Below are 19,685 nucleotides of genomic sequence, written 5' to 3'. Positions count from 1 at the left end.
TAAATAGCGTGTTATAGGCATTTAGTGATTTTCAGTATTCAAAACCCTGACTGCCCATAACTGATAAAAAGCAATTCCTTTTTAGGAATTGCTTTTTTTGTTTACAAATATATTTATTCGATCCTTCTCATGCAAAATAATAAGCATAAAATTTTTTATGAAAATTTAAAAGTCATTATATTAGACTACAATTTTTAGTCGTGGTATATTAAATCGTGCAAGATATAATTATATAAAACAACGTTGTTATTGCAGATTTATAGCATTTATCACAAGAGATCTGAAAATTATATATTAAGTGATACATAATCTTTGTATTTCATCATATTTAATTGCTTCATTTTCTCAGCATTCAAAAGGAGAAAGATTTTTATGTTTAAACACACTCGTAAATTACAATATAATGCTAAGCCAGATAGACCTGATCCATTAATGGCTCGTAGATTACAAGAATCACTTGGTGGTCAATGGGGTGAAGTAACTGGAATGATGTCCTATTTATCACAAGGTTGGTCATCTACTGGTGACGAAAAATATAAAGACCTACTATTAGATACAGGAACAGAAGAAATGGCCCACGTAGAAATGATTTCTACCATGATTGCTTATCTTTTAGAAGATGCTCCTTTAAATCCTAGTGAAGAAGATTTGAAGAAAGATCCTTCATTAGCTGCAAAATATGCAGGTATGGATCCAGAACATTCAATTGTTCATGGAATGACAGCTAGCTTAAATAATCCTAATGGTGGTGCCTGGAATGCAGGCTACACCACTTCAAGTGGAAATTTAGTTGCCGATATGCGATTTAATGTTGTTCGTGAATCAGAAGCTAGATTACAAGTAAGTCGTTTGTACTATATGACCGAAGATGAAGGGGTTCGCGACATGCTAAAATTCTTGTTAGCTCGTGAAACTCAACATCAATTACAATTTATGAAAGCTCAAGAAGAATTAGAAGAAAAATATGGTGTCGTTGTTCCTGGTGATATGAAGGACATTGAACATGATGAATTTGCACATGTATTAATGAATTTCTCTGATGGAACCGGTTCACGTGCATTTGAAGGCCAAACTGCTAAAGATGGTGAAAAATTCACTTATCAAGAAAACCCAGAAGCTATGGGTGGTATTCCAAAAACTAAACCTGCAGACAAACGTCTTCATAACGATCAAGGTTAAACACTTTTTCACAATAAGTAATCTAATATAATTTTTAATAACTAAAAGGACTCATCAAATAATATTGATGAGTCCTTTTTATTTAATCAACTAAATTCATAGTTACTAATTTATAATTGTACTTTTCATTGGTTTTGTTTATATTCTTAATTTTATTAGAATTCTTTTGTTGATATGAAACATATTTAACATTAGCATTCACATTTTGAATTCTAGTAATCACCATTTTTTTACCTGAATTTAATAAGTATTCTTTTTCATTTTTACTCTTAGAAATTGAATTAATATAAGCACCATTATTACCAGCAGGAACATTTAATTTAATTAGAATGTTATTATCAGGATTTTTTTCACTAGTGTTTAAGAACCCAATTGCTGCATTTTGGTCAACACTTGTTGATTGAAATGCTTTATCTGAATAAACTGATCCAACTTGGTTAGGTTGACCATTTAAACCTTTGGCAAATCCAACACCATTTAAGCCACGATATACCGTCATTGGCTTCTTTAAATTAAATTTACTCAAAGCAGCTTGGATATTTTTCACTTCTTGCTTGGTTTTAGCAATTTTTTTAGATTGACCTGTACGTAGATAAGTATTGTCGTCAGTATATCCAGAAAGGCTGTAATCACCAACTGCTTTATATTGCTTTTTGCTCAAACCTTTAGCCCATTTGGCACCTTCAGCATATAAATTCTTATAATCCTTTTGACTATAGTAATAGCTCTTATTTGGATAAGAAACACTGTTAATATCATTTACTGCTAAATTAGCTGCATTTCCAGGAATTGTAACTAAGCTGTTATTACCATCCTTAATGGTCATAACAGTTCCCTTTTTAATTTGTACTTGATTAGAAGTGTTTTGTTCAGTTGCGGTAAAATCTTTACTTGCTACTCTTTGGGTTATAGGAGTATCAGATGTATTAAAATTAGCTGATTTATCATAAGAACTGTATACATAATTAGTATTATCTTTCTTTTGTTTAGCATTGGCTACTTGTCCAGAAGTAATTGTAAATCCAATGGCTAATGTTGATAAGACAGTCATTAAACGTGCTTTCTTCATAATATTACGTCATCCCCTAATAATAAAATATAGTAAATAAATTATATCTTTTTATATCAAAATAACAAAGCATTTGCACTAAAAAAGCCCTCATGCATTCTTGCATAAAGGCTTCATATTTTATAGTTCTTTATTGTTAATTCTGTATTCCAAATATTCATTGAATTCTGGACGATCTTCTAGTTTATCAAAGTTCTTGTAAACGAACTTATCAAGAGCATGACCCATTCCAACGATTTCAGGAGCAGAGAAACTTTCATCTAATTCATCTTGAATTTCTTGTAAATGTTCATTGTAACCATTTAAGAATTCTTTAAGTAAATTGATTTTTTCTTCTGGTTCATTAGCTTTTGTTAAGTCATCAATCTTAACCATAATTAACTTTTGTAATTTGTAGTAATGGTTAAAACGTTTTGCATAAGTCTGTAGTTCTCTTAAATTAGCAATAAATGTGTAACGTTCATCAAATTGTCCATCTAGGGCAATTCTTGAAAAACGGTTAATCATTTTAACAATTGGATCATATTTTTCGTCTAGTTTGCTAAGAGTAATTTGTCTTTCTGGTAATTCAATTACTGGTAATGTACGTTCTTCTGGCATAATTAGAAATCTCCCTTTCAGTTATATATTTATTATATATATTTGATATTTCTGTTATTAACACTAATTCATAGTTGCCAATTAGTCAATTAAAACATTGTTGGAATAGTAATGAATTGATTAAATCGTTTTTTTATTTAATAATATTAATAAAATTTAAGTAAAGTGTGGTAATTAAAATGAGTATCTTATCAATTATTTTCACTACATTAGTAGCAATTGAATTTATATATATTATGTTTATTCAAACGATTCAAACACATTCAAAAAATACCAGTAGAATTTTTAAAATTCCTGAAGGCGTTTTGAATAATAAATTTACTGCAACTTTAATGAAAAACTAGGGTATATATAATGGAATAATTGGGATCTTATTATTATATGGAACCTTTATTGCTCCTCACCCTAAAGAAATAGTAATTCCTGTTTTAATTTATGCAATTGTAGTCGCAATCTATGGCGCTTTAACTAGTCAAAAAAGTATCATTATCAAACAAGGGTTACTTCCAATCATCACTTTAATAATTTTAATTATATAAAAAAGGTAGTCGAATCAATTATGATTCGACTACCCTTTTATTTTACAAATTTTCTAACAATTATAAATACAATAAAAATCGGTGCAAAGATAATCACGATAATATTTACCAAATATTTTTGTAAAAGATTTAACAAACTACCAGAAAGATCACCATATGATTGAGTTGATGAAAAAGAATAATTATAAGGATTATTCATATGAGAACCGCTTACTGACCACACACGATTAGTGTGATTTTGATTTAAATCTTGATTATGTAACTTCATCGCCCGATCTTTATAAGTATCAATTTTACTAACATGTTTTTTATATAAGATAGGTATTTGATGAACAACATATGGTAATAATATTAGTAATGAAAAGATAAAATAATAATCCCAATAATTATAAACCATTTTAAAACTCATTGAGCTTTGCCCCATCGCCGTTGTAGAACTAGTAACTTGAATAGTTTCATTAAAATAAAAAATAGTAATTAAAGCAAAAAAGCCCCAAATAATAGTAACAATGTAATTAAAGATTGTTTTGAACATCAAAAACACCCTCTTATATTTAAATTGATAATATCATAACCCTATTTATAAAAATGTTAAACTAATAGTAAACAAAATTTGGGAGAAATAAGATCATGCAAAAAATACAAAATCTTTGCTCAAAGATAAACTCGATAGATATTATTAAAAGAGCAATTATTGTTTCAATTCTTCAGATTATTTGCCTAATAATCGAATTAGCAACTAAAACGTATAATTTAAATTACATAATAGGAATCGCCGTCTTTTTTATGGCCATCAACATTAATACTATCTATCGTTATAACAAAGGAAAAAATATAGAAAAAAGTCCTCAAATATTATTTTGGGGACTTATAACGATTTTTGCGATTATTCAGCTAATAATTTACTTGATTTTCTTTTGATTATTGGATAGCAACCGCATATCTTTTATAGTTATACGCTTTTTCAAATAAATTAGCTTTAACCCAATATTTGCCACGATTGGGATCAGAAATGTGATAATAACCACGTTCATAGCCATCCATTAATACAACATGGCTATTTACAATACCTGATCCCCATTTATAACGTTGATATTCAGGACTTTCATTATAATGACTCACAATATAAGTTACTACTGGATTGCCATGTTTAACTTGGCTTTTAAGATCATTGGCAGTTGAACCGGTCATATCTTCCACATGATGATATAAGTTCCCCCAATTACTTAGTGCCTTGGGATAAATAGACTGTAAGGCATTTTCTTGGTTTTCTATATATGGTGAACCAGCATATCCATAGTTAGGATTGTCATTTTTACTATAAGGCATTTGTTTCAAAAAGTTGTCTAAGTTTGTATTTAATAAAATACCTTTTTCATGAAATCCTTCTAATAGACTAGCAGCTTCACATCCATTCCAAGCCTTATCTGATTGTTGACTGATATATGGAGCATTCAACTCAACAACTTTGGCATCTTTTTCAATGGGACGATCAGCATATGTTCCTGGAATATGATTACCACTTACAATCATATTAGTAGTATAAAAAATACCTATTATAAAAAGAAATCCAATTAATATTGTAGTTTTTTTGTATTTAAACAATTTAATTGACCACCTAATTTTTCAATAATAATTACTATATTAATCATAATTAATATGAATGTACATTTTTTTGCCTAACATATAAAATATCAATTAAGGAGTTGATACAATTTGTACACTATTTTAAACATTAACATTGATGACAGTGTTCTTGAATTCCCGGCTAATGATGAATTAATTAGATTAGCGGTTGGTCAAAGTAATAACAATAAAGATAATAAACAAAGTATCTCCAATGATAATGGCCAAACATTGAGTTATGGCAAAGATACTGCTGAATATATTGATTCATTAATCCAATTGAATCATTTTATAAAAACATACTATCCATTTTTTAATTATGCTAAATTGTATGATAATGCTAAGCAAAATAATGAAGAAACAGTTATCGATAAGTTCAAAACAATTGCTTTAGCAAACAAACCTCGCCTAGCTGATGTTGACGATAAATACATAAAGAATGATTTAATCTTAGATTTGTTTAAACAACAAGCTGCAAAAGTTCAATAATCGAGATGATTTCATGAAAAAGAAAAAACTAGAAGATAATCCATTTATTTTTTATCTAATTTTGAATGCAATTATATTTTTTGTAGTATTTGCAACCACTTGTTCGTTTTTATTAAGCTTATTTGTTTTAGCACTATTCAATTTATACCTATTAATTCGGTACATTTGTAAAAAATTGGGTAAGCTAGAATCATTTGATGATCTTACTGAAAAAGTATTAAATACTTTCAAAAAAACAGATAAAAAGATTAGACATTTTTTCGCCGAAAATCGAGTAATCGTATTTATTGCTAATTCATTTACCAAGCTAAATCAAAAATTAATGAAGATTAGTATCACTATAAGGTACTTTATAATTAAATTTTTGCAGCTAATCTTCTTCGTTATTGAATTTACCACCGGTTCATTTAATATATGGATTATTATAATGTCGATAGTATTGATCAAGCTGGTCACTGAAATGATTAAATTTGATGATTTTAAAGATAATGCTAGCGAATTAATAGTTTGGATAGTTATAACTGGATGCTCAATTGTTCAGTTAGGCTTTATTCTTTTACGATTCTTCATTTAAAATATTTTTCAAATTTCTTCATAAAATATATCAAATTAGGAATAAGCAAAAATTCCATACCTATTATCATAAATACAACCCCAAAAATAACAAGATAATGCAGATTATCAAAAGTTAACATTATAATTAAAAAACCTAATAACATTGTAAATACACCAACAATATTTTCTATTAGATAATGTTTAAGAATAAAAGGTTGAAATTTGTCATAAAATATCTTATTAGATTTAGAATTCCTTACCTTTTCTGCCCATCTGTGATTTCTTTCTATGCCAATTTGTCTTCTTAACTTATCTACAATTGATAATGCTATTACATTTAAAAATGCCATAATAAAAATAGAAATATCAATAATATATCCAAAATTTATAATATTTAATGTTATTCCAATCATAAATACAGAAAATATAATATCCATAGTAACTAATATCCAACTAACTGGTTTAACATCATTAGCTAAATCTTTCTTTCTCAAATATTCGCGCATCCCATTATCCTCCTTCAACAATAAATCCAGTGAAATATCATAATATTCACTTAATTTAATTAGACTCGTAATGTCAGGATATGTTTTTTCGTTCTCCCAACTAGAAATTGTTTGCCTCGAAACTATCATATGTTTTGCGACAGTATCTTGGGTTAAATTTTTATCTTGGCGTGCTTGTTTTAAACGTTCACCAAATTTCATTAATGTATCACCTCTTTGTTTTAATTAAATAATAAATTTTTCATATATAAAATGCTAGCAATGATTCCTTGCAACATTGTTATATCAGCATTTAAAAAGCACTTAGAATTTTTCTAAGTGCTTTTTTATTCGAATAATTTAAATGTTTCTTTGTAATTACCATCAGATAATTCAAAAGATTTTTTATTATGTATGTGCCCTTTTACTTTGTGATTAAATAAAATTACATTTCCAGAAACTGTATATTCACCATTTTTTTGTAGTTTACTTGGTAATTGTCCTCGATTAGATACAAAATAATGATCATAATGATTTAGCATTAGCTCACTTTGATTTGAAGAGCCTGTATAAAATCCATTGGATAAATGTGGAAGATTTAGTAAAAAAATCCCTAATAATACTAAAGCCATGATGAAAATAAAATTAAATCCTTTTTTCATAAACATACCCTTTGCGCAATGATTTGATGTCACTAATATTAACATAATTTTAGAACGATTATATTATATTTTTTTGAAACGTTAAGATTTTTATAAAAGCATTGCCATCTTTGCGGCTTTCTAAGAAAATTAAAAGCTTTTAATTGTTAAGTATGCACTATTCAAATTACTTTTCAAGAATGTAATTGCACTATATGTATGTGTTAATCTGGAAATGGACACAATTTATAGTGTAATTTTATTTGGAAAGGTTATGTATAAATGTTAGACACTCTATTCAACCATTTAAACGTTATCAAAAAGACTGGAGATAAAACTCCATTTTATAAATACAAGATTGATTATATTTTTGATCAATTGAAACTTTCTGATGAACAAAGAAAAAATTTCTTTGAAAAATTAAACTTATTAACAAAAGACACTAATGAAATTACTGCAATACATATTCATGATTCCATTATTCAATTTCTAGAAGAAAATAATTTACTAGATGCAAAAAAACAATATCTTGATTTTCAAGCTAAAGATCAAGACAAATTTGCTGAAGCTACTGATGTTGAACATCGCATTAATCAACTATTTGGTCGTGAGGATCGTGTTGTTCACGAAAATGCTAATAAAGACAGTAATGTTTTCAATACCCAACGTGATTTAGAAGCTGGTGCTGCTAGTAAGGCCATCGGATTAAAAATGTTACCTGAAATGGTCGCAAAGGCCCATCTTCGTGGTGATATTCATTGGCATGATTTAGACTATTCCCCAGCTACTCCAGAAACCAATTGCTGTTTAGTTGATTTTAAAGAAATGTTAACTAATGGCTTTAAGATTGGGAATGCTGAAGTTAAATCACCACGCTCAATTCAAACCGCAACTGCACAAGTTTCACAAATTATCGCAAATGTGGCTTCCTTGCAATATGGTGGTTTATCTTTTGATCGTGCTGATGAAGTGTTAGCTCCATTTGCTGAAATTAACTATCAAAAGCATCTTGAAGTGGCTAAAAAATGGGTTCCTGAAGATGAACAAGAATCATACGCTAAGGAAAGTACCAAACAAGATATTTATGATGCTATGCAATCATTAGAATATGAAATCAATACTTTATATTCATCCCAAGGACAAACTCCATTTACTACCGTTAGTTTTGGACTAGGTACTAATTGGATTGAAAAAGAAATTCAAATTGACATTCTAAAAATCAGAATTAAAGGTTTAGGTAAAGAACGCCGTACCGCAATCTTCCCTAAATTAATTTATACCCTAAAAAAAGGCTTAAATTTAAAACCAAATGACCCTAATTATGACGTGAAAGAATGGGCCATTGATTGTGCTACTAAACGTATGTATCCAGATATTTTAATGTATGACAAACTTTGTGAAATTACTGGTAATTTTAAAGCTCCAATGGGTTGTCGCTCATTTGTACCTAAATGGGTAAGTCCTGCAGGTGAAGAAATCAATGCCGGCAGAATGAATTTAGGTGTTGTTACTGTTAACTTACCAAGAATCGCTTTATTCGCTAAAGGTAATCAAGATTTATTCTGGAAAATATTCGATGAAAAGTTACGTATTGTGCATCAAGCAATGGCATATCGTATTGAAAGAACTAAACAAGCCAAGCCAGATAATGCCCCTCTATTATATAAATATGGTGCTTTTGGGAAACGCTTAAATTCAGATGATGATGTGGATCAACTATTTAACAATGAACGCGCTACTGTTTCATTGGGTTACATTGGTCTTTATGAAGTGGCTACTTCTATGTATGGTCCTGATTGGGAACATAATCAAGCAGCACATGACTTTACTGTCAGCATTGTCCGTGAATTAAATAATTTATGTAAAAAATGGTCTAAACAAAGTGGTTACCACTATAGTTTATATTCCACTCCAGCTGAATCTTTAACTGATACTTTCGCCCAAGATGATATTGAAAAATTCGGTAAAGTTAAAGATATCACTGATAAAGAATACTACACTAATAGTTTCCATTATGACGTTAGAAAACGCCCTAATCCATTTGAAAAATTAACTTTTGAAGAAGCATATCCTCACTATGCATCAGCCGGTTTTATTCATTATTGTGAATATCCTAACTTGAAGCAAAATCCTAAAGCATTAGAGGCTGTTTGGGACTGGGCATATGATCATGTTGGTTACTTAGGTACTAATACTTCAATTGATAAATGTTTCAAGTGTGGTTTTAAAGGTGATTTCAAAGCTACTGCCCGTGGCTTTGAATGTCCACAATGTGGAAATCATGACCCTAAATATTGTGATGTGGTTAAAAGAACCTGTGGTTATTTAGGTAATCCACAAGCGCGTCCAATGGTTCATGGTCGTCATGTTGAAATTTCATCACGTCAAAAAAATATGTCGAAAGGAATGGTAAAAGATGTCGCAAAGGAAGAGACAACCCAACAATCCAAAGCCTAAAGAATGGCTGGCAGATGATTTAAGTTTACAATATATCGCTGATTATAAACCCTTTAATTTCGTAGATGGTGAAGGTATTCGTTGCAGTATTTATGTTAGTGGATGCAATTTTCACTGTCCTGGTTGTTACAATGTGGCATCCCAAAATTTCCATTATGGACAACCATATTCAAAGGATTTAGAAGATCAAATCATTGAAGATATGAAAGAAGATTATGTTCAAGGTTTAACCCTTTTAGGTGGTGAACCATTCTTAAATACCCAAGTTTGTTTACAATTATGTAAACGTGTTCGTAAAGAATTTGGTCATACTAAAGACATTTGGTCATGGTCAGGTTACCGCTGGGAAGAATTAATGAAGGAATCTTATGATAAATTAAAATTGTTATCAATGATCGATATTTTAGTTGATGGTCGTTTTATGGAAGATAAAAAAGACTTAACTTTACAATTTCGTGGTAGTTCCAACCAACGTATTATTAATGTCCCTGAATCATTGGAACAAGATAAAGTGGTTATTTGGGATAAGTTAGTTCACTAAAGGAGTCTGCTTTTGCTAGAAATCAAAAATTTACACGTCAAAATTAATGAAAATGATAAAGAAGTCATTAAAGGGTTAAATTTAACTATTCCGGATGGTGAAGTACACGTCATCATGGGGCCAAATGGAACTGGTAAATCTACCCTTTCACAAACTATTATGGGTTCACCTAAATATAGTATTACCAGTGGTGAAATTCAATTTAATCATACAAAATTCAATGATTTAGCAACCGATGAAAGAGCACGTTTGGGATTATTCATTGGGATGCAATATCCTACTGAAATTAGTGGTGTTAAGAATGTCGACTTTATTCATGCTGCTATGAATGCAATTAAACCAGCTGATCAAAAGGTTAGTGTTTTAGAATTCATGCACAGATTGGATAAAGTCATGGACTTTTTGGATATTCCAGAAGACTATACAGACCGTTATTTAAATGAAGGCTTTTCTGGTGGTGAAAAGAAACGTAATGAAATTCTTCAAATGATGATGATTCAACCAAAATTAGCCATCTTAGATGAGATCGATTCTGGATTAGATATTGATGCCTTAAAAGTAGTATCCAAAGGAATTAATGAAATGCGCGATGACAAATTCAGTTCGTTAATTATTACTCACTATGATCGTATTTTAAAATATGTTCGACCTGATGTAGTGCATGTCATGATGGATGGTCGTGTCGTTACTAGTGGTGATTATCATTTAGCCGAACAATTGGAAGCTGGCGGATATGCTGATCTTCGTGATCGTTTAGGTATTGATGCAAAGTTGGTGGATGATTAATGAGTCTTTCAATTCAAGAATTTGCAAAACAAAATAATGAACCACAATGGTTGTCAGTTAAAAGAATGGTTGCTGCTAAGCTGGCACCTAATTTTGAGTTAGATAATCAACAACGTAGTTTTAATTTTTCCAAACCAGATTTAAATCAACAAAAAATAAATTCCAATAATCAAGCTAGTGATCAGCATCAAAAGGATGGTGTCATTGCGATGGATTTATTTGCAGCTGCTAATCAATTTCCAGAATTAATTCAAGAAAATTTGATGGAAAAAGCTATTTACTGGCGAGATAATCAACTAAATGCTAACCATTTAGCCTACCTACAATCCGGTGGCTTTGTTTTTATTCCTGATAATAAAAACGTTGATAAGCCTATTAAAATCAGTAATTTAATTAATCATAATAATCAAGAAAAACATCTATTAGTTATTGCCGCTGCTGGTTCAAAAGCTAATATTGTTTTTGAAGATAAAGATACTAGTCGTAAAAATGATCGCTTAATGATTGAAATATTATTAGGTGATCATGCTAAAGTTAATTTTTATGATGCCGCTTTATCCAAAGCACAAAATGCGCATCGCGTTTTAAATGCTTATTTAGCACAAAACGCTGAATTAAATACCTATACCGGACTATTTAATCATTTTAATAGTCGTTATGATAGCAATATCGATTTAGATGGTATTGGTAGTTGTGCAACCATCAATTTAATTAACTTAGCTGATAAGCAACAAAAACAATTAATTAAAACTAAGATTGTGAACCAAAGTGAACATACCAGTGGAACCATTAATGAACGTGGTATTGTGGCTGATGAAGCTAGAACTATTTGTGATACTACTGGTCAAATTAAACAAGCTGCCCCTAATAGTTATTCAGATCAAACCAATCGATTACTAACTTTATCTAAAGAAAGTAAAGGTAAGATTGATCCTATTTTGCTCATTGATAATCATGATGTTGTGGCAGGTCATGCAGCTAGCGTTGGCAGAGTGAATGCTGAACAACTATATTATCTAAAAACACGTGGCATCCCTGCAAAAGAAGCTCGTTTACTGCTTACTCGTGGATTTTTAATTCCACTAATTAATAAGTTTCCTGACAAAAAGATTAGAAAACAAATGATGATTAATTTAGAGGAGCGAATCAATGGATAATCAAGAAATCAGAAACGATTTTCCAATGTTAATAAAACATCCCCATTTTATATATTTTGATAATGCTGCAACTACTCAAAAACCACAATCAGTGATTGATGCTTTAACCAATTATTATGAAAATGATAATTTCAATGTACATCGCAGCGTTTATTCAGCGGCTGAAAGAACTACTCAAATGTTTGAAGCTTGTCGTGAAAAAGTTGCACAATTTATCAATGCCAAAGACAACAAATCAATTATTTTCACTGCCGGTACTACCCAAGGTATTAATCAGGTTGCAAATGGCTATTACAAATATCATTTAAAAAAAGATGATGGAATTGTTGTTTCCATAGCAGAACATCATAGCAATTTATTACCATGGCAAAACATTGCTAAACAAAATGATGCGAAATTAAATTTCATTGATATTAATGATGATGGCACATTAAATCTTAATTCTGCTAAAAAGGTCATTACCGATAAAACTAAATTAGTTGCAATCACAGCAGTTTCAAATGTGCTAGGTACAATTAATAATTTAGCAGCATTAATTGAGATTGCACATCAACATAATGCTGATGTTTTAATTGATGCTGCACAAGCAGCTCCTGAAATTAAAATTGATATACAAAAATTAAATCCAGAATGGTTAGCATTTTCAGGCCACAAAATGTTAGCACCAACTGGCATTGGGATCTTATATGGCAAAAAAGAATTATTAGCAAAGATGCAACCTACTCAATTAGGTGGCGAAATGATTGAACATGTTGATAAAAATGACTTTAAAGCCAAAGATATTCCTTATCGACTAGAAGCTGGCACCCCTAATGTTGAAGGCGTGATTGGATTATCAAAAGCAATCGATTATTTAGCAAATATTGGTATGAATAATATTGAAACTATCTGTAAAAACTTAGGCCAATATTTATATGATCAATTAAGTAAAATTGATGGCGTTAGTGTATATGGTCCAAAGCAAAGACAAACTGGAATTGTTTCTTTTAATATCGATAACATTCATCCTCATGATGCTGCTACCTACTTAGACTTTAATCATATTGCTGTCAGAGCGGGCCAACATTGTGCAGAACCACTTACTAATAAACTGGGTGTTAATGCTACTTTACGTGCTAGTATGTACTTTTATAACAATAAACATGAATGTGATAAATTAGTTCAAAAGATTATTGAAATGAGGTCCTTTTTTAATGGAGCTTAGAGATTTATATCAACGAATTATTCTAGAAAACGCTAAAAAATGTCCAAACGAACAATTTCAAAATGAAACTGTTCATTTACATAATCCAACTTGTGGTGATGATATTGCTATCAAATGCCAATACGATAACAATTTATTCAAAGACTTCGAGATTAAAGCTGATGGCTGTATTATTTTTAAAGCAGCCACTACTTTTATGAAAGAACTTTGTATTAATAAAACCAAAGAAGAAATTGAAGACATTGTACTAAATTTTTCTAAATTTATGACTAATGATAAAAAAGTTAATCAAAAAATTTTGGGTGATGCTGTCGTTTTACAATCAGTATCACATCTACCTATGCGTATTAAATGTGCAATGCTACCGTTTAAAGCAATCTATCAATTAGTAAATGGAGATGATAATAATCAATGATGAAATTAAAAATTTAAATGATGATTATCAATATGGATTTAAGGATAATTTTAATCCCCTTTATTCGACTGGTGATGGATTAAATGAAGATATTATTCGTGAAATATCAGCCCATAAACATGAGCCAAAATGGATGTTAAATATTCGACTAAAGGCATTTAAAATTTATCAAAAATTACCAATGCCTGACTTTGGACCTGATTTATCAGATCTAGATTTAAATAAAATTAGATATTTTCAACGTGCATCAGATCATGTTTCCAGAAATTGGGAAGATGTACCTGATCAAATTAAAAATACTTTTGAAAAAATTGGGGTTCCAGAAGCTGAAAGAAAATATTTAGCTGGTGCTGAAGCTCAATATGAATCAGAAGCAGTCTATGCCAACATCAAGAAAGAATTTAAAGATATGGGGATTATCTTTAGCGATACTGACACTGCTTTGCGTGAACATCCGGATTTAGTAAAAGCACATTTTGGTAAATTAGTAACCCCACAAATGAATAAATTTGCTGCTTTAAATACTGCCGTATGGTCAGGTGGCGTTTTCTTATATGTACCAAAGGGTGTCCATGCAAAAATTCCCATTCAAGCTTTCTTTAGAATTAATGCTGGCAGAACTGGTCAATTTGAAAGAACTTTAATCATTGTGGATGAAGATGCCAGTGTTAACTATGTTGAAGGTTGTACTGCTCCTAATTATTCAGAAGATAGTTTACATGCTGCTAACGTAGAAGTCTTTGTTAAAAAGAATGCCTTTTGTCGGTACACAACTATTCAAAATTGGTCTGATAATGTTTATAGTTTAGAAACTAAACGTGCTTCTGCTGATGAAAATGGAACTATGGAATGGGTTGATGGAAATCTTGGATCCAAGGTAACTATGAAATACCCTAGTATTGATTTAAATGGTCCCCATGCCACTGGAACCATGTTATCAATTGCTTTTGCAAGCAATGATATTTATCAAGATACTGGTTGTATTATGCGTCATCATGCGCCACATACTTCTTCTAATGTAGTTTCTAAATCCATTTGTAAATCTGGTGGTATTTGTAATTATCGTGGTACGATTCGGATGAATAAAGAAGCTCATTATTCAAAATCACATATCGAATGTGACACTATTATTATGGATGATGATTCTGCAAGTGATACGATTCCACATAATGAAATTAATAATGGTGATTCTGAAGTAGAACATGAAGCTAAAGTTTCTAAAATTTCTGAAACTGATTTATATTATTTAATGAGTCGTGGATTATCAGAAAGTGAAGCTACTAAAATGATTATTATGGGCTTCATTGAACCCTTCTCTAATCAATTACCAATGGAATATGCAGTTGAATTAAATAAATTAATTGACTACCAAATGGAAGATTCAGTTGGTTAAAAAGCTTATGTTAAATAACATAAGCTTTTTTGTTTCACATGAAACATTTTATATTTTTTGCAAATAATTATTGAAAATTATTTATATGGTGTTAAAGTATAGATGAAGCGAATATTACAATAATGTTACATAAATATTATGCAAATATTACATAAATAAAAAATAAGAAGGTTGTATTATGAAAAAACAATTTATTAAAATTTCAGCTGCATTATTAGCATTAATAACTACTACAACTGCTTTTAGTTCAATTAATGCTAATGCCAAAACTGTTGATTATAAAAGAGCTCCTAAAGAATATGCTGCTAAAACAATTACTAAAAATAAAACATGGGCTAATCGATTAAATAAAGATGGCTATACATTTAGAATTAAAAATGATCCTAATTATTATAAAGATGATTTTTCTAAAAATATTAAAGGTGACAAATTAGTTAACTATAGCAACAAAGATACTAAAAATTTTGCACAAAAGGGAATTAATTTTAAAGTCAATCATATTTGGAGTTATAAAAATGGTTTAGCTGCTAATATTGTTTCTCAATCTGGCAAAATAAATGGATGGATTGGCTATACAAGTATTTACAATAAACAAACTTCTAATAAAAAGTTTAAAAATTTAATGAATATTGAAAATAAAATTTGTGATCAAGCAGAAGATTTAACTTTCTATAAATATGAAGGTAAAAATATTCATGATCAAAAAATCAGTAAATTAAATACTTCAATTAACAAAGATTTAAAAGATGCTAAAAAGGATGCCAATAAGTTAACTGGGAATGATAAAAAATTAGCTGAACAATCAATTAAAGAAACCAAGACATTTATTAAAAATAGTGATATTAGGAATCTTCCAACATTATTAGTTGGCCGTATGTAATAATATTAAATTAATATAAGGAATAAAGCTTTACGATAATATATTTTAACGTAGAGCTTTATTTTTTTATTTAAAACAATATATAAATGCCCTTGTCATGTAATTGTCGTGTAAGTGTCGCCTATCTGGCGTAACATTTAATAAGCTATTAAGCTATGATAAAAGTATAGAAAATAAATATTTTATAGGAGGCTTTGTTATGAAAAACAAAACTTTAATTAAGGATTTAAGAAAGCAAAAGGGTTGGACACAAGAAAACTTAGCAGAAAAATGTAACTTAAGTGTCCGTACTATTCAAAGATTAGAATCTGGAGAAGATGGCAATTTAACAACACTTAATCTTGTTGCTAAAGCTTTTGAAGTAAAAATCGGTGATTTGTTTGAATCAATAGGCAATTCCAGTAAAGAAAAAGACATCTCAGATTATAGTGAAAATCAAAGCGAACAAGTTGAGCAACGCCGTATGGTTCAAAAGCTTTATATAATTGCTATACTTCTTTTCATTGCAATCATGATTGGGATAGCACCATTTATGAAACATTTTGGTTTTCTTTGGGCAATTATGTGGCCAATTGGTTTTATATTATTAAAGATTTCTAATGACACTTGGTTTAATCCACTTCTAGATAAAAAATATCCATTAACTAGAGGCGTTAATATTAAGAAATATACTAAAAAATAGTATTTAGTTAAGGAGATTAATCATGAATAATATAAGATGAGATGCTGCAAATAATATATTTGCTGGAGTATTAAGTGGTATTGCTAAACAATTTAATTGGAATAAAACAATTTTAAGGATCATATGGGTAATTTTGACGCTTACTCCATTTCCAGGTTTAATCTTATACTTGTTATTATGGATAATAATTCCAAAAGAAGATTTGAAATAAAATTATTAATTAAAAAAGACTAAATACCATATTTTTAATGATATTTAGTCTTTTTTAATATTAATCTTCAATGGTTTTAATAACTTTAGCCGGAACTCCGCCTGCAATAACATTATCGGGAATATCTTTGGTTACAACTGCCCCAGCAGCAATTACCACATTACTACCAATAGTTACACCTGGAACAATAGTTGAATGACCACCAATCCAAACATCATTACCAATATGAACTGGCAATGCTTGCCCTAATCCTTGATTACGAGCTTCAGCATTAATTGGATGATTAATTGTATAAATTCCAACATCTGGGCCAATCAAAACATTATTACCAATAACAACATCATTAATATCCAAAATAGTCAAATTATAATTAGCAAAAAATAAGATCCTACATATATATTTTGACCATGATCAAAATTAAAGTTTGATTGAATATAGACATGTTCACCATATCCACCCAACATTTCTTTCATTTTATCGTTTCTTGCTTTCTCATCTGATTTAGGAATTGAATCATATTCTAAGCATAATTTCTTGTAATGTTGTTTTCGATTAGTGAATACTTCATCTCCGAGAAAAAACAATTCACCCTTTTTCATCTTTTCAAGTTCAGACATAAATCATTGTCCCCTTTAAATTATAATTAACGGTATTTTACACCTTTAATTAAATTTTTGAACCAGCCTTCATTGCTGTTTTGCAACATAAGTCCCTTATAAACTTTAGAAATAAAATAGGTTAATCCAATAATAAATGCAATCAAAATAATCAATGAAATTATTCCTTCAAAAATATTAGCCTGATTGTTAATCATTCTAATAGGCATAAAGAAACATGATGATAATGGGAAATAAGAAAGAATTTGAGGAATGATACTATTACTATTATTTTGGAACATAATAGATAGCAAAAATAGTAATAATGTAATCATAACAACTGGCTGTGCTGATTTTGATGCATCTTCTTTTCTGGCAACTAATGCACCAGCAGCTGCTGATAAAATTATTCCAACAATTAAACCTAAAACAATAAATGCTAAATTAATGTTTATAAAATTACCTATCATTTGATGAATTGTATCTGAACTTTCATTCACAATGTCTTTAGAGAAAGAAGCTGTTGATAAAAACTTATATCCAGCAAATATCATAATTAAGTAAGCAATTAATTGAGTTATAAGAGTGAGGATGATTCCTACAATTTTACCTAAGAAATATTTGGTAGCGGTAGTACTGCTAAATATAACCTCTATTATTTTTGAACCTTTATCTTTTGCAATTGTACTAGCAGTTACTGATGAATACATTATTAAGAAGAAATATAAAACAAAAATTAGCGTTTGTAGTGATGCCATCTTAATACCATTGTCATTATTTTCAGAATTTTCTGATTTTTGTTTTTCAATATGACTTTCAAATAATGGTTTATTAGATAATTTTTGTATCTGATCTTTTGTTAAACCACCGTTACTAATATTAAGTTCATTTTGTTTTAAAGATAAAGTTTGCATCAAATCATGTTTAACATCGCTATCAAGATAATCGTTACCGATATATTGAGCCTTAATCTTATTATTATTTTTAGACATTTTTACGTATCCATAAATATCATCTGATTTAATCTTATTTTGAGCTTGCTTCTCTGTTTTTACAGAAGAATCAATTGAGTCTCCGTCTAATTTAACTAATGACTTTTTTATACTTGAATCACCAACAATAGCGACTTGATCTTGTTCTGCAGAGGATGATGCATTGGAATAACTTATATATCCAGCTCCTGCACCAATTATTATAAATATTAATGGCATCAATAATAATGCAATAAAACTTTTAGATTTAACTTGGTTCATATAAGTTTCTGAAACAATTGCCTTAAATTTATTCATTGGTTTCACCAACCTTTTCTCTAAAAATTTCATCTAATGATGGTGGTTGTTGACTAAATTCCTCAATATATTTACCCTTACTGATTAATTTAAATAGTTCAACTCCAGCATCTGGATTAGATAAATCCAACATATATTTATTATTATCACGAATTTTTACCGACAAAACTCCTGGTAATTGTTGTAGTTCATCTTTGGACATGGGGGTTGTTACATAAAGTTCATTTTTGCCAAATTGATTTCTGACATCCTGTACTGATCCATTTAAAACAACTTCACCATTTCTAAGCATTACTAGATCATCACAAATTTCTTCCACGTTATTCATATTATGACTAGAGAAGATGATGGTCGCACCATTGTCTTTCGCCTCTAAAATTGATTGTTTTAATAAATCAGCGTTTACTGGATCAAGTCCGCTAAATGGTTCATCCAAGATAATTAATTTAGGTTCATGAATCAACGTACAAATTAATTGAATTTTTTGTTGATTCCCCTTGGATAATGATTTTAATTTAGAATTTAATTCACCTTTAACATCAAATTTTTTCATCCAGCCTTTAATTCTAGGCTTAGTCCAATTAGCTTTGCGATTTTTTAATTTAGCAAAGTAAATAATTTGTTGTTGAACTGTGGCTTTTTCCATAAGGCTACGTTCTTCTGGCAAATATCCAATTTCATCAAAAGCCTTTTCGTCTATGTGTTTTCCATTCCAAGTTATTTCACCACTGTATTTAATAAAATTTAAAATACTGTGAAAAGTTGTGGATTTCCCAGCCCCATTTTGTCCAATTAGTCCTAAAATACGGCCATTTTGTGCATCGAAATTTACATTACTTAAAGCATGTAAATTATCAAAATACTTGTCTAATTTGCTTATATGTAAGATAC

The 19,685-nt window shown here is 29.7% G+C and carries 23 protein-coding genes and 1 pseudogene; 15 read left to right on the top strand and 9 right to left on the bottom strand.

The features are described 5' to 3' along the window. Positions 1–372 precede the first annotated feature (372 nt). A complete protein-coding gene (locus C7N41_RS03810) occupies positions 373–1,179 on the top strand; it encodes a manganese catalase family protein (protein WP_105964399.1) in 807 nt (268 codons plus the stop codon). Between the two features lie 82 nt (positions 1,180–1,261). Here C7N41_RS03810 and C7N41_RS03805 read toward each other — a convergent pair whose 3' ends face one another. Both C7N41_RS03805 and C7N41_RS03800 read right to left on the bottom strand, forming a co-directional pair. Further along, positions 1,262–2,248, bottom strand: coding sequence for an ADP-ribosyltransferase (locus C7N41_RS03805; protein WP_105964398.1), 987 nt, complete (start codon positions 2,246–2,248; stop codon positions 1,262–1,264). A gap of 120 nt (positions 2,249–2,368) precedes the next feature. Next, positions 2,369–2,848, bottom strand: coding sequence for a hypothetical protein (locus C7N41_RS03800; protein WP_105964397.1), 480 nt, complete (start codon positions 2,846–2,848; stop codon positions 2,369–2,371). A gap of 179 nt (positions 2,849–3,027) precedes the next feature. On the opposite strand from C7N41_RS03800, the gene C7N41_RS07910 reads away from it, so the two are divergent. Beyond that, entirely contained in the window at positions 3,028–3,192 is a 165-nt protein-coding gene (locus C7N41_RS07910; RefSeq protein WP_318530562.1) for a DUF1304 family protein, read from the top strand. A gap of 3 nt (positions 3,193–3,195) precedes the next feature. Continuing rightward, the gene (locus tag C7N41_RS07905; RefSeq protein ID WP_318530563.1) at positions 3,196–3,387 is read left to right on the top strand and encodes a DUF1304 family protein; all 192 of its coding nucleotides are present in this window, start codon (positions 3,196–3,198) and stop codon (positions 3,385–3,387) included. Positions 3,388–3,424: 37 nt separating this feature from the next. On the opposite strand, the gene C7N41_RS03790 is transcribed toward C7N41_RS07905, so the two are convergent. Together C7N41_RS03790 and C7N41_RS03780 are read right to left on the bottom strand one after the other, a co-directional pair. Beyond that, entirely contained in the window at positions 3,425–3,922 is a 498-nt protein-coding gene (locus tag C7N41_RS03790) for a hypothetical protein (RefSeq protein ID WP_105964396.1), read from the bottom strand. A 386-nt stretch (positions 3,923–4,308) separates the two neighbouring features. Continuing rightward, on the bottom strand, positions 4,309–4,992 hold the full coding sequence (locus tag C7N41_RS03780; protein ID WP_105964394.1) for a C39 family peptidase: 684 nt from the start codon (positions 4,990–4,992) through the stop codon (positions 4,309–4,311). A gap of 111 nt (positions 4,993–5,103) precedes the next feature. Here C7N41_RS03780 and C7N41_RS03775 point away from each other — a divergent pair, with 111 nt between their 5' ends. Together C7N41_RS03775 and C7N41_RS03770 are read left to right on the top strand one after the other, a co-directional pair. Continuing rightward, positions 5,104–5,502 (top strand): hypothetical protein, encoded by a 399-nt coding sequence (locus C7N41_RS03775; RefSeq protein WP_105964393.1) that lies wholly within the window; start codon positions 5,104–5,106, stop codon positions 5,500–5,502. A 13-nt stretch (positions 5,503–5,515) separates the two neighbouring features. Beyond that, positions 5,516–6,076: a hypothetical protein gene (locus C7N41_RS03770; protein ID WP_105964392.1), complete on the top strand. Its 561-nt coding sequence runs from the start codon at positions 5,516–5,518 to the stop codon at positions 6,074–6,076. Here C7N41_RS03770 and C7N41_RS03765 read toward each other — a convergent pair. Next, entirely contained in the window at positions 6,069–6,764 is a 696-nt protein-coding gene (locus C7N41_RS03765; protein WP_105964391.1) for a helix-turn-helix domain-containing protein, read from the bottom strand. The genes C7N41_RS03770 and C7N41_RS03765 overlap by 8 nt on opposite strands. Positions 6,765–6,889: 125 nt before the next feature. Further along, the gene (locus C7N41_RS03760; RefSeq protein ID WP_105964390.1) at positions 6,890–7,204 is read right to left on the bottom strand and encodes a hypothetical protein; all 315 of its coding nucleotides are present in this window, start codon (positions 7,202–7,204) and stop codon (positions 6,890–6,892) included. A 261-nt stretch (positions 7,205–7,465) separates the two neighbouring features. Here C7N41_RS03760 and nrdD point away from each other — a divergent pair, with 261 nt between their 5' ends. The 10 genes from nrdD to C7N41_RS03710 all read left to right on the top strand — a co-directional run bounded on the left by nrdD (position 7,466) and on the right by C7N41_RS03710 (position 16,909). Further along, positions 7,466–9,640 (top strand): anaerobic ribonucleoside-triphosphate reductase, encoded by a 2,175-nt coding sequence (gene nrdD / locus C7N41_RS03755; RefSeq protein ID WP_105964389.1) that lies wholly within the window; start codon positions 7,466–7,468, stop codon positions 9,638–9,640. Then, positions 9,600–10,181 carry an anaerobic ribonucleoside-triphosphate reductase activating protein gene (gene nrdG, locus C7N41_RS03750; RefSeq protein ID WP_105964388.1) on the top strand — a complete coding sequence of 194 codons (582 nt, stop codon included), beginning with the start codon at positions 9,600–9,602 and terminating at the stop codon, positions 10,179–10,181. Before nrdD ends, nrdG begins: the two co-directional genes overlap by 41 nt. A 6-nt stretch (positions 10,182–10,187) precedes the next feature. Further along, entirely contained in the window at positions 10,188–10,967 is a 780-nt protein-coding gene (sufC, locus tag C7N41_RS03745) for a Fe-S cluster assembly ATPase SufC (protein WP_105964387.1), read from the top strand. Next, entirely contained in the window at positions 10,967–12,124 is a 1,158-nt protein-coding gene (locus C7N41_RS03740) for a SufD family Fe-S cluster assembly protein (RefSeq protein WP_105964386.1), read from the top strand. Before sufC ends, C7N41_RS03740 begins: the two co-directional genes overlap by 1 nt. Then, positions 12,117–13,328: an aminotransferase class V-fold PLP-dependent enzyme gene (locus C7N41_RS03735; protein ID WP_105964385.1), complete on the top strand. Its 1,212-nt coding sequence runs from the start codon at positions 12,117–12,119 to the stop codon at positions 13,326–13,328. The genes C7N41_RS03740 and C7N41_RS03735 overlap by 8 nt, the downstream gene beginning before the upstream one ends. Then, positions 13,318–13,743 carry a Fe-S cluster assembly sulfur transfer protein SufU gene (sufU, locus tag C7N41_RS03730; protein WP_105964384.1) on the top strand — a complete coding sequence of 142 codons (426 nt, stop codon included), beginning with the start codon at positions 13,318–13,320 and terminating at the stop codon, positions 13,741–13,743. The genes C7N41_RS03735 and sufU overlap by 11 nt, the downstream gene beginning before the upstream one ends. Beyond that, positions 13,727–15,136, top strand: a complete 1,410-nt coding sequence (gene sufB, locus C7N41_RS03725) for a Fe-S cluster assembly protein SufB (protein ID WP_105964383.1) — start codon at positions 13,727–13,729, stop codon at positions 15,134–15,136. The genes sufU and sufB overlap by 17 nt, the downstream gene beginning before the upstream one ends. A 178-nt stretch (positions 15,137–15,314) precedes the next feature. After that, positions 15,315–16,016, top strand: coding sequence for a hypothetical protein (locus C7N41_RS03720; protein ID WP_105964382.1), 702 nt, complete (start codon positions 15,315–15,317; stop codon positions 16,014–16,016). A gap of 199 nt (positions 16,017–16,215) precedes the next feature. Then, the gene (locus C7N41_RS03715) at positions 16,216–16,698 is read left to right on the top strand and encodes a helix-turn-helix domain-containing protein (RefSeq protein ID WP_105964381.1); all 483 of its coding nucleotides are present in this window, start codon (positions 16,216–16,218) and stop codon (positions 16,696–16,698) included. Between the two features lie 55 nt (positions 16,699–16,753). Further along, the gene (locus tag C7N41_RS03710; RefSeq protein ID WP_105964454.1) at positions 16,754–16,909 is read left to right on the top strand and encodes a PspC domain-containing protein; all 156 of its coding nucleotides are present in this window, start codon (positions 16,754–16,756) and stop codon (positions 16,907–16,909) included. A 60-nt stretch (positions 16,910–16,969) separates the two neighbouring features. Here the strand turns inward: C7N41_RS03710 and C7N41_RS07900 are convergent. The 3 genes and pseudogenes from C7N41_RS07900 to C7N41_RS03695 form a co-directional block, all read right to left on the bottom strand. Then, positions 16,970–17,526 (bottom strand): annotated as a pseudogene (locus C7N41_RS07900) (sugar O-acetyltransferase). A 26-nt stretch (positions 17,527–17,552) separates the two neighbouring features. Then, positions 17,553–18,794, bottom strand: coding sequence for an ABC transporter permease (locus C7N41_RS03700; protein ID WP_157944964.1), 1,242 nt, complete (start codon positions 18,792–18,794; stop codon positions 17,553–17,555). Continuing rightward, the gene (locus C7N41_RS03695) at positions 18,787–19,683 is read right to left on the bottom strand and encodes an ABC transporter ATP-binding protein (protein ID WP_105964453.1); all 897 of its coding nucleotides are present in this window, start codon (positions 19,681–19,683) and stop codon (positions 18,787–18,789) included. The genes C7N41_RS03700 and C7N41_RS03695 overlap by 8 nt, the downstream gene beginning before the upstream one ends. Positions 19,684–19,685 lie beyond the last annotated feature (2 nt).

Source organism: Apilactobacillus micheneri, assembly GCF_002993975.1.
GTDB lineage: Bacteria > Bacillota > Bacilli > Lactobacillales > Lactobacillaceae > Apilactobacillus > Apilactobacillus micheneri.
The sequence above is the reverse complement of the archived record's forward strand: the minus strand, read 5'-3'. Positions and strand labels throughout refer to the sequence as shown.

Coding starts and splice junctions, on each gene's coding strand:
- C7N41_RS03720 (WP_105964382.1), top strand. CDS start 15,315: ATGAAAAAACAATTTATTAAAATTTCAGCTGCATTATTAGCATTAATA.
- C7N41_RS07910 (WP_318530562.1), top strand. CDS start 3,028: ATGAGTATCTTATCAATTATTTTCACTACATTAGTAGCAATTGAATTT.
- C7N41_RS03760 (WP_105964390.1), bottom strand. CDS start 7,204: ATGAAAAAAGGATTTAATTTTATTTTCATCATGGCTTTAGTATTATTA.
- C7N41_RS03765 (WP_105964391.1), bottom strand. CDS start 6,764: ATGAAATTTGGTGAACGTTTAAAACAAGCACGCCAAGATAAAAATTTA.
- C7N41_RS03800 (WP_105964397.1), bottom strand. CDS start 2,848: ATGCCAGAAGAACGTACATTACCAGTAATTGAATTACCAGAAAGACAA.
- C7N41_RS03790 (WP_105964396.1), bottom strand. CDS start 3,922: ATGTTCAAAACAATCTTTAATTACATTGTTACTATTATTTGGGGCTTT.
- C7N41_RS03715 (WP_105964381.1), top strand. CDS start 16,216: ATGAAAAACAAAACTTTAATTAAGGATTTAAGAAAGCAAAAGGGTTGG.
- sufU (WP_105964384.1), top strand. CDS start 13,318: ATGGAGCTTAGAGATTTATATCAACGAATTATTCTAGAAAACGCTAAA.
- sufB (WP_105964383.1), top strand. CDS start 13,727: ATGATAATAATCAATGATGAAATTAAAAATTTAAATGATGATTATCAA.
- nrdG (WP_105964388.1), top strand. CDS start 9,600: ATGTCGCAAAGGAAGAGACAACCCAACAATCCAAAGCCTAAAGAATGG.
- C7N41_RS03735 (WP_105964385.1), top strand. CDS start 12,117: ATGGATAATCAAGAAATCAGAAACGATTTTCCAATGTTAATAAAACAT.
- C7N41_RS03700 (WP_157944964.1), bottom strand. CDS start 18,794: ATGAATAAATTTAAGGCAATTGTTTCAGAAACTTATATGAACCAAGTT.
- C7N41_RS03740 (WP_105964386.1), top strand. CDS start 10,967: ATGAGTCTTTCAATTCAAGAATTTGCAAAACAAAATAATGAACCACAA.
- C7N41_RS03770 (WP_105964392.1), top strand. CDS start 5,516: ATGAAAAAGAAAAAACTAGAAGATAATCCATTTATTTTTTATCTAATT.
- C7N41_RS03810 (WP_105964399.1), top strand. CDS start 373: ATGTTTAAACACACTCGTAAATTACAATATAATGCTAAGCCAGATAGA.
- C7N41_RS03805 (WP_105964398.1), bottom strand. CDS start 2,248: ATGAAGAAAGCACGTTTAATGACTGTCTTATCAACATTAGCCATTGGA.
- nrdD (WP_105964389.1), top strand. CDS start 7,466: ATGTTAGACACTCTATTCAACCATTTAAACGTTATCAAAAAGACTGGA.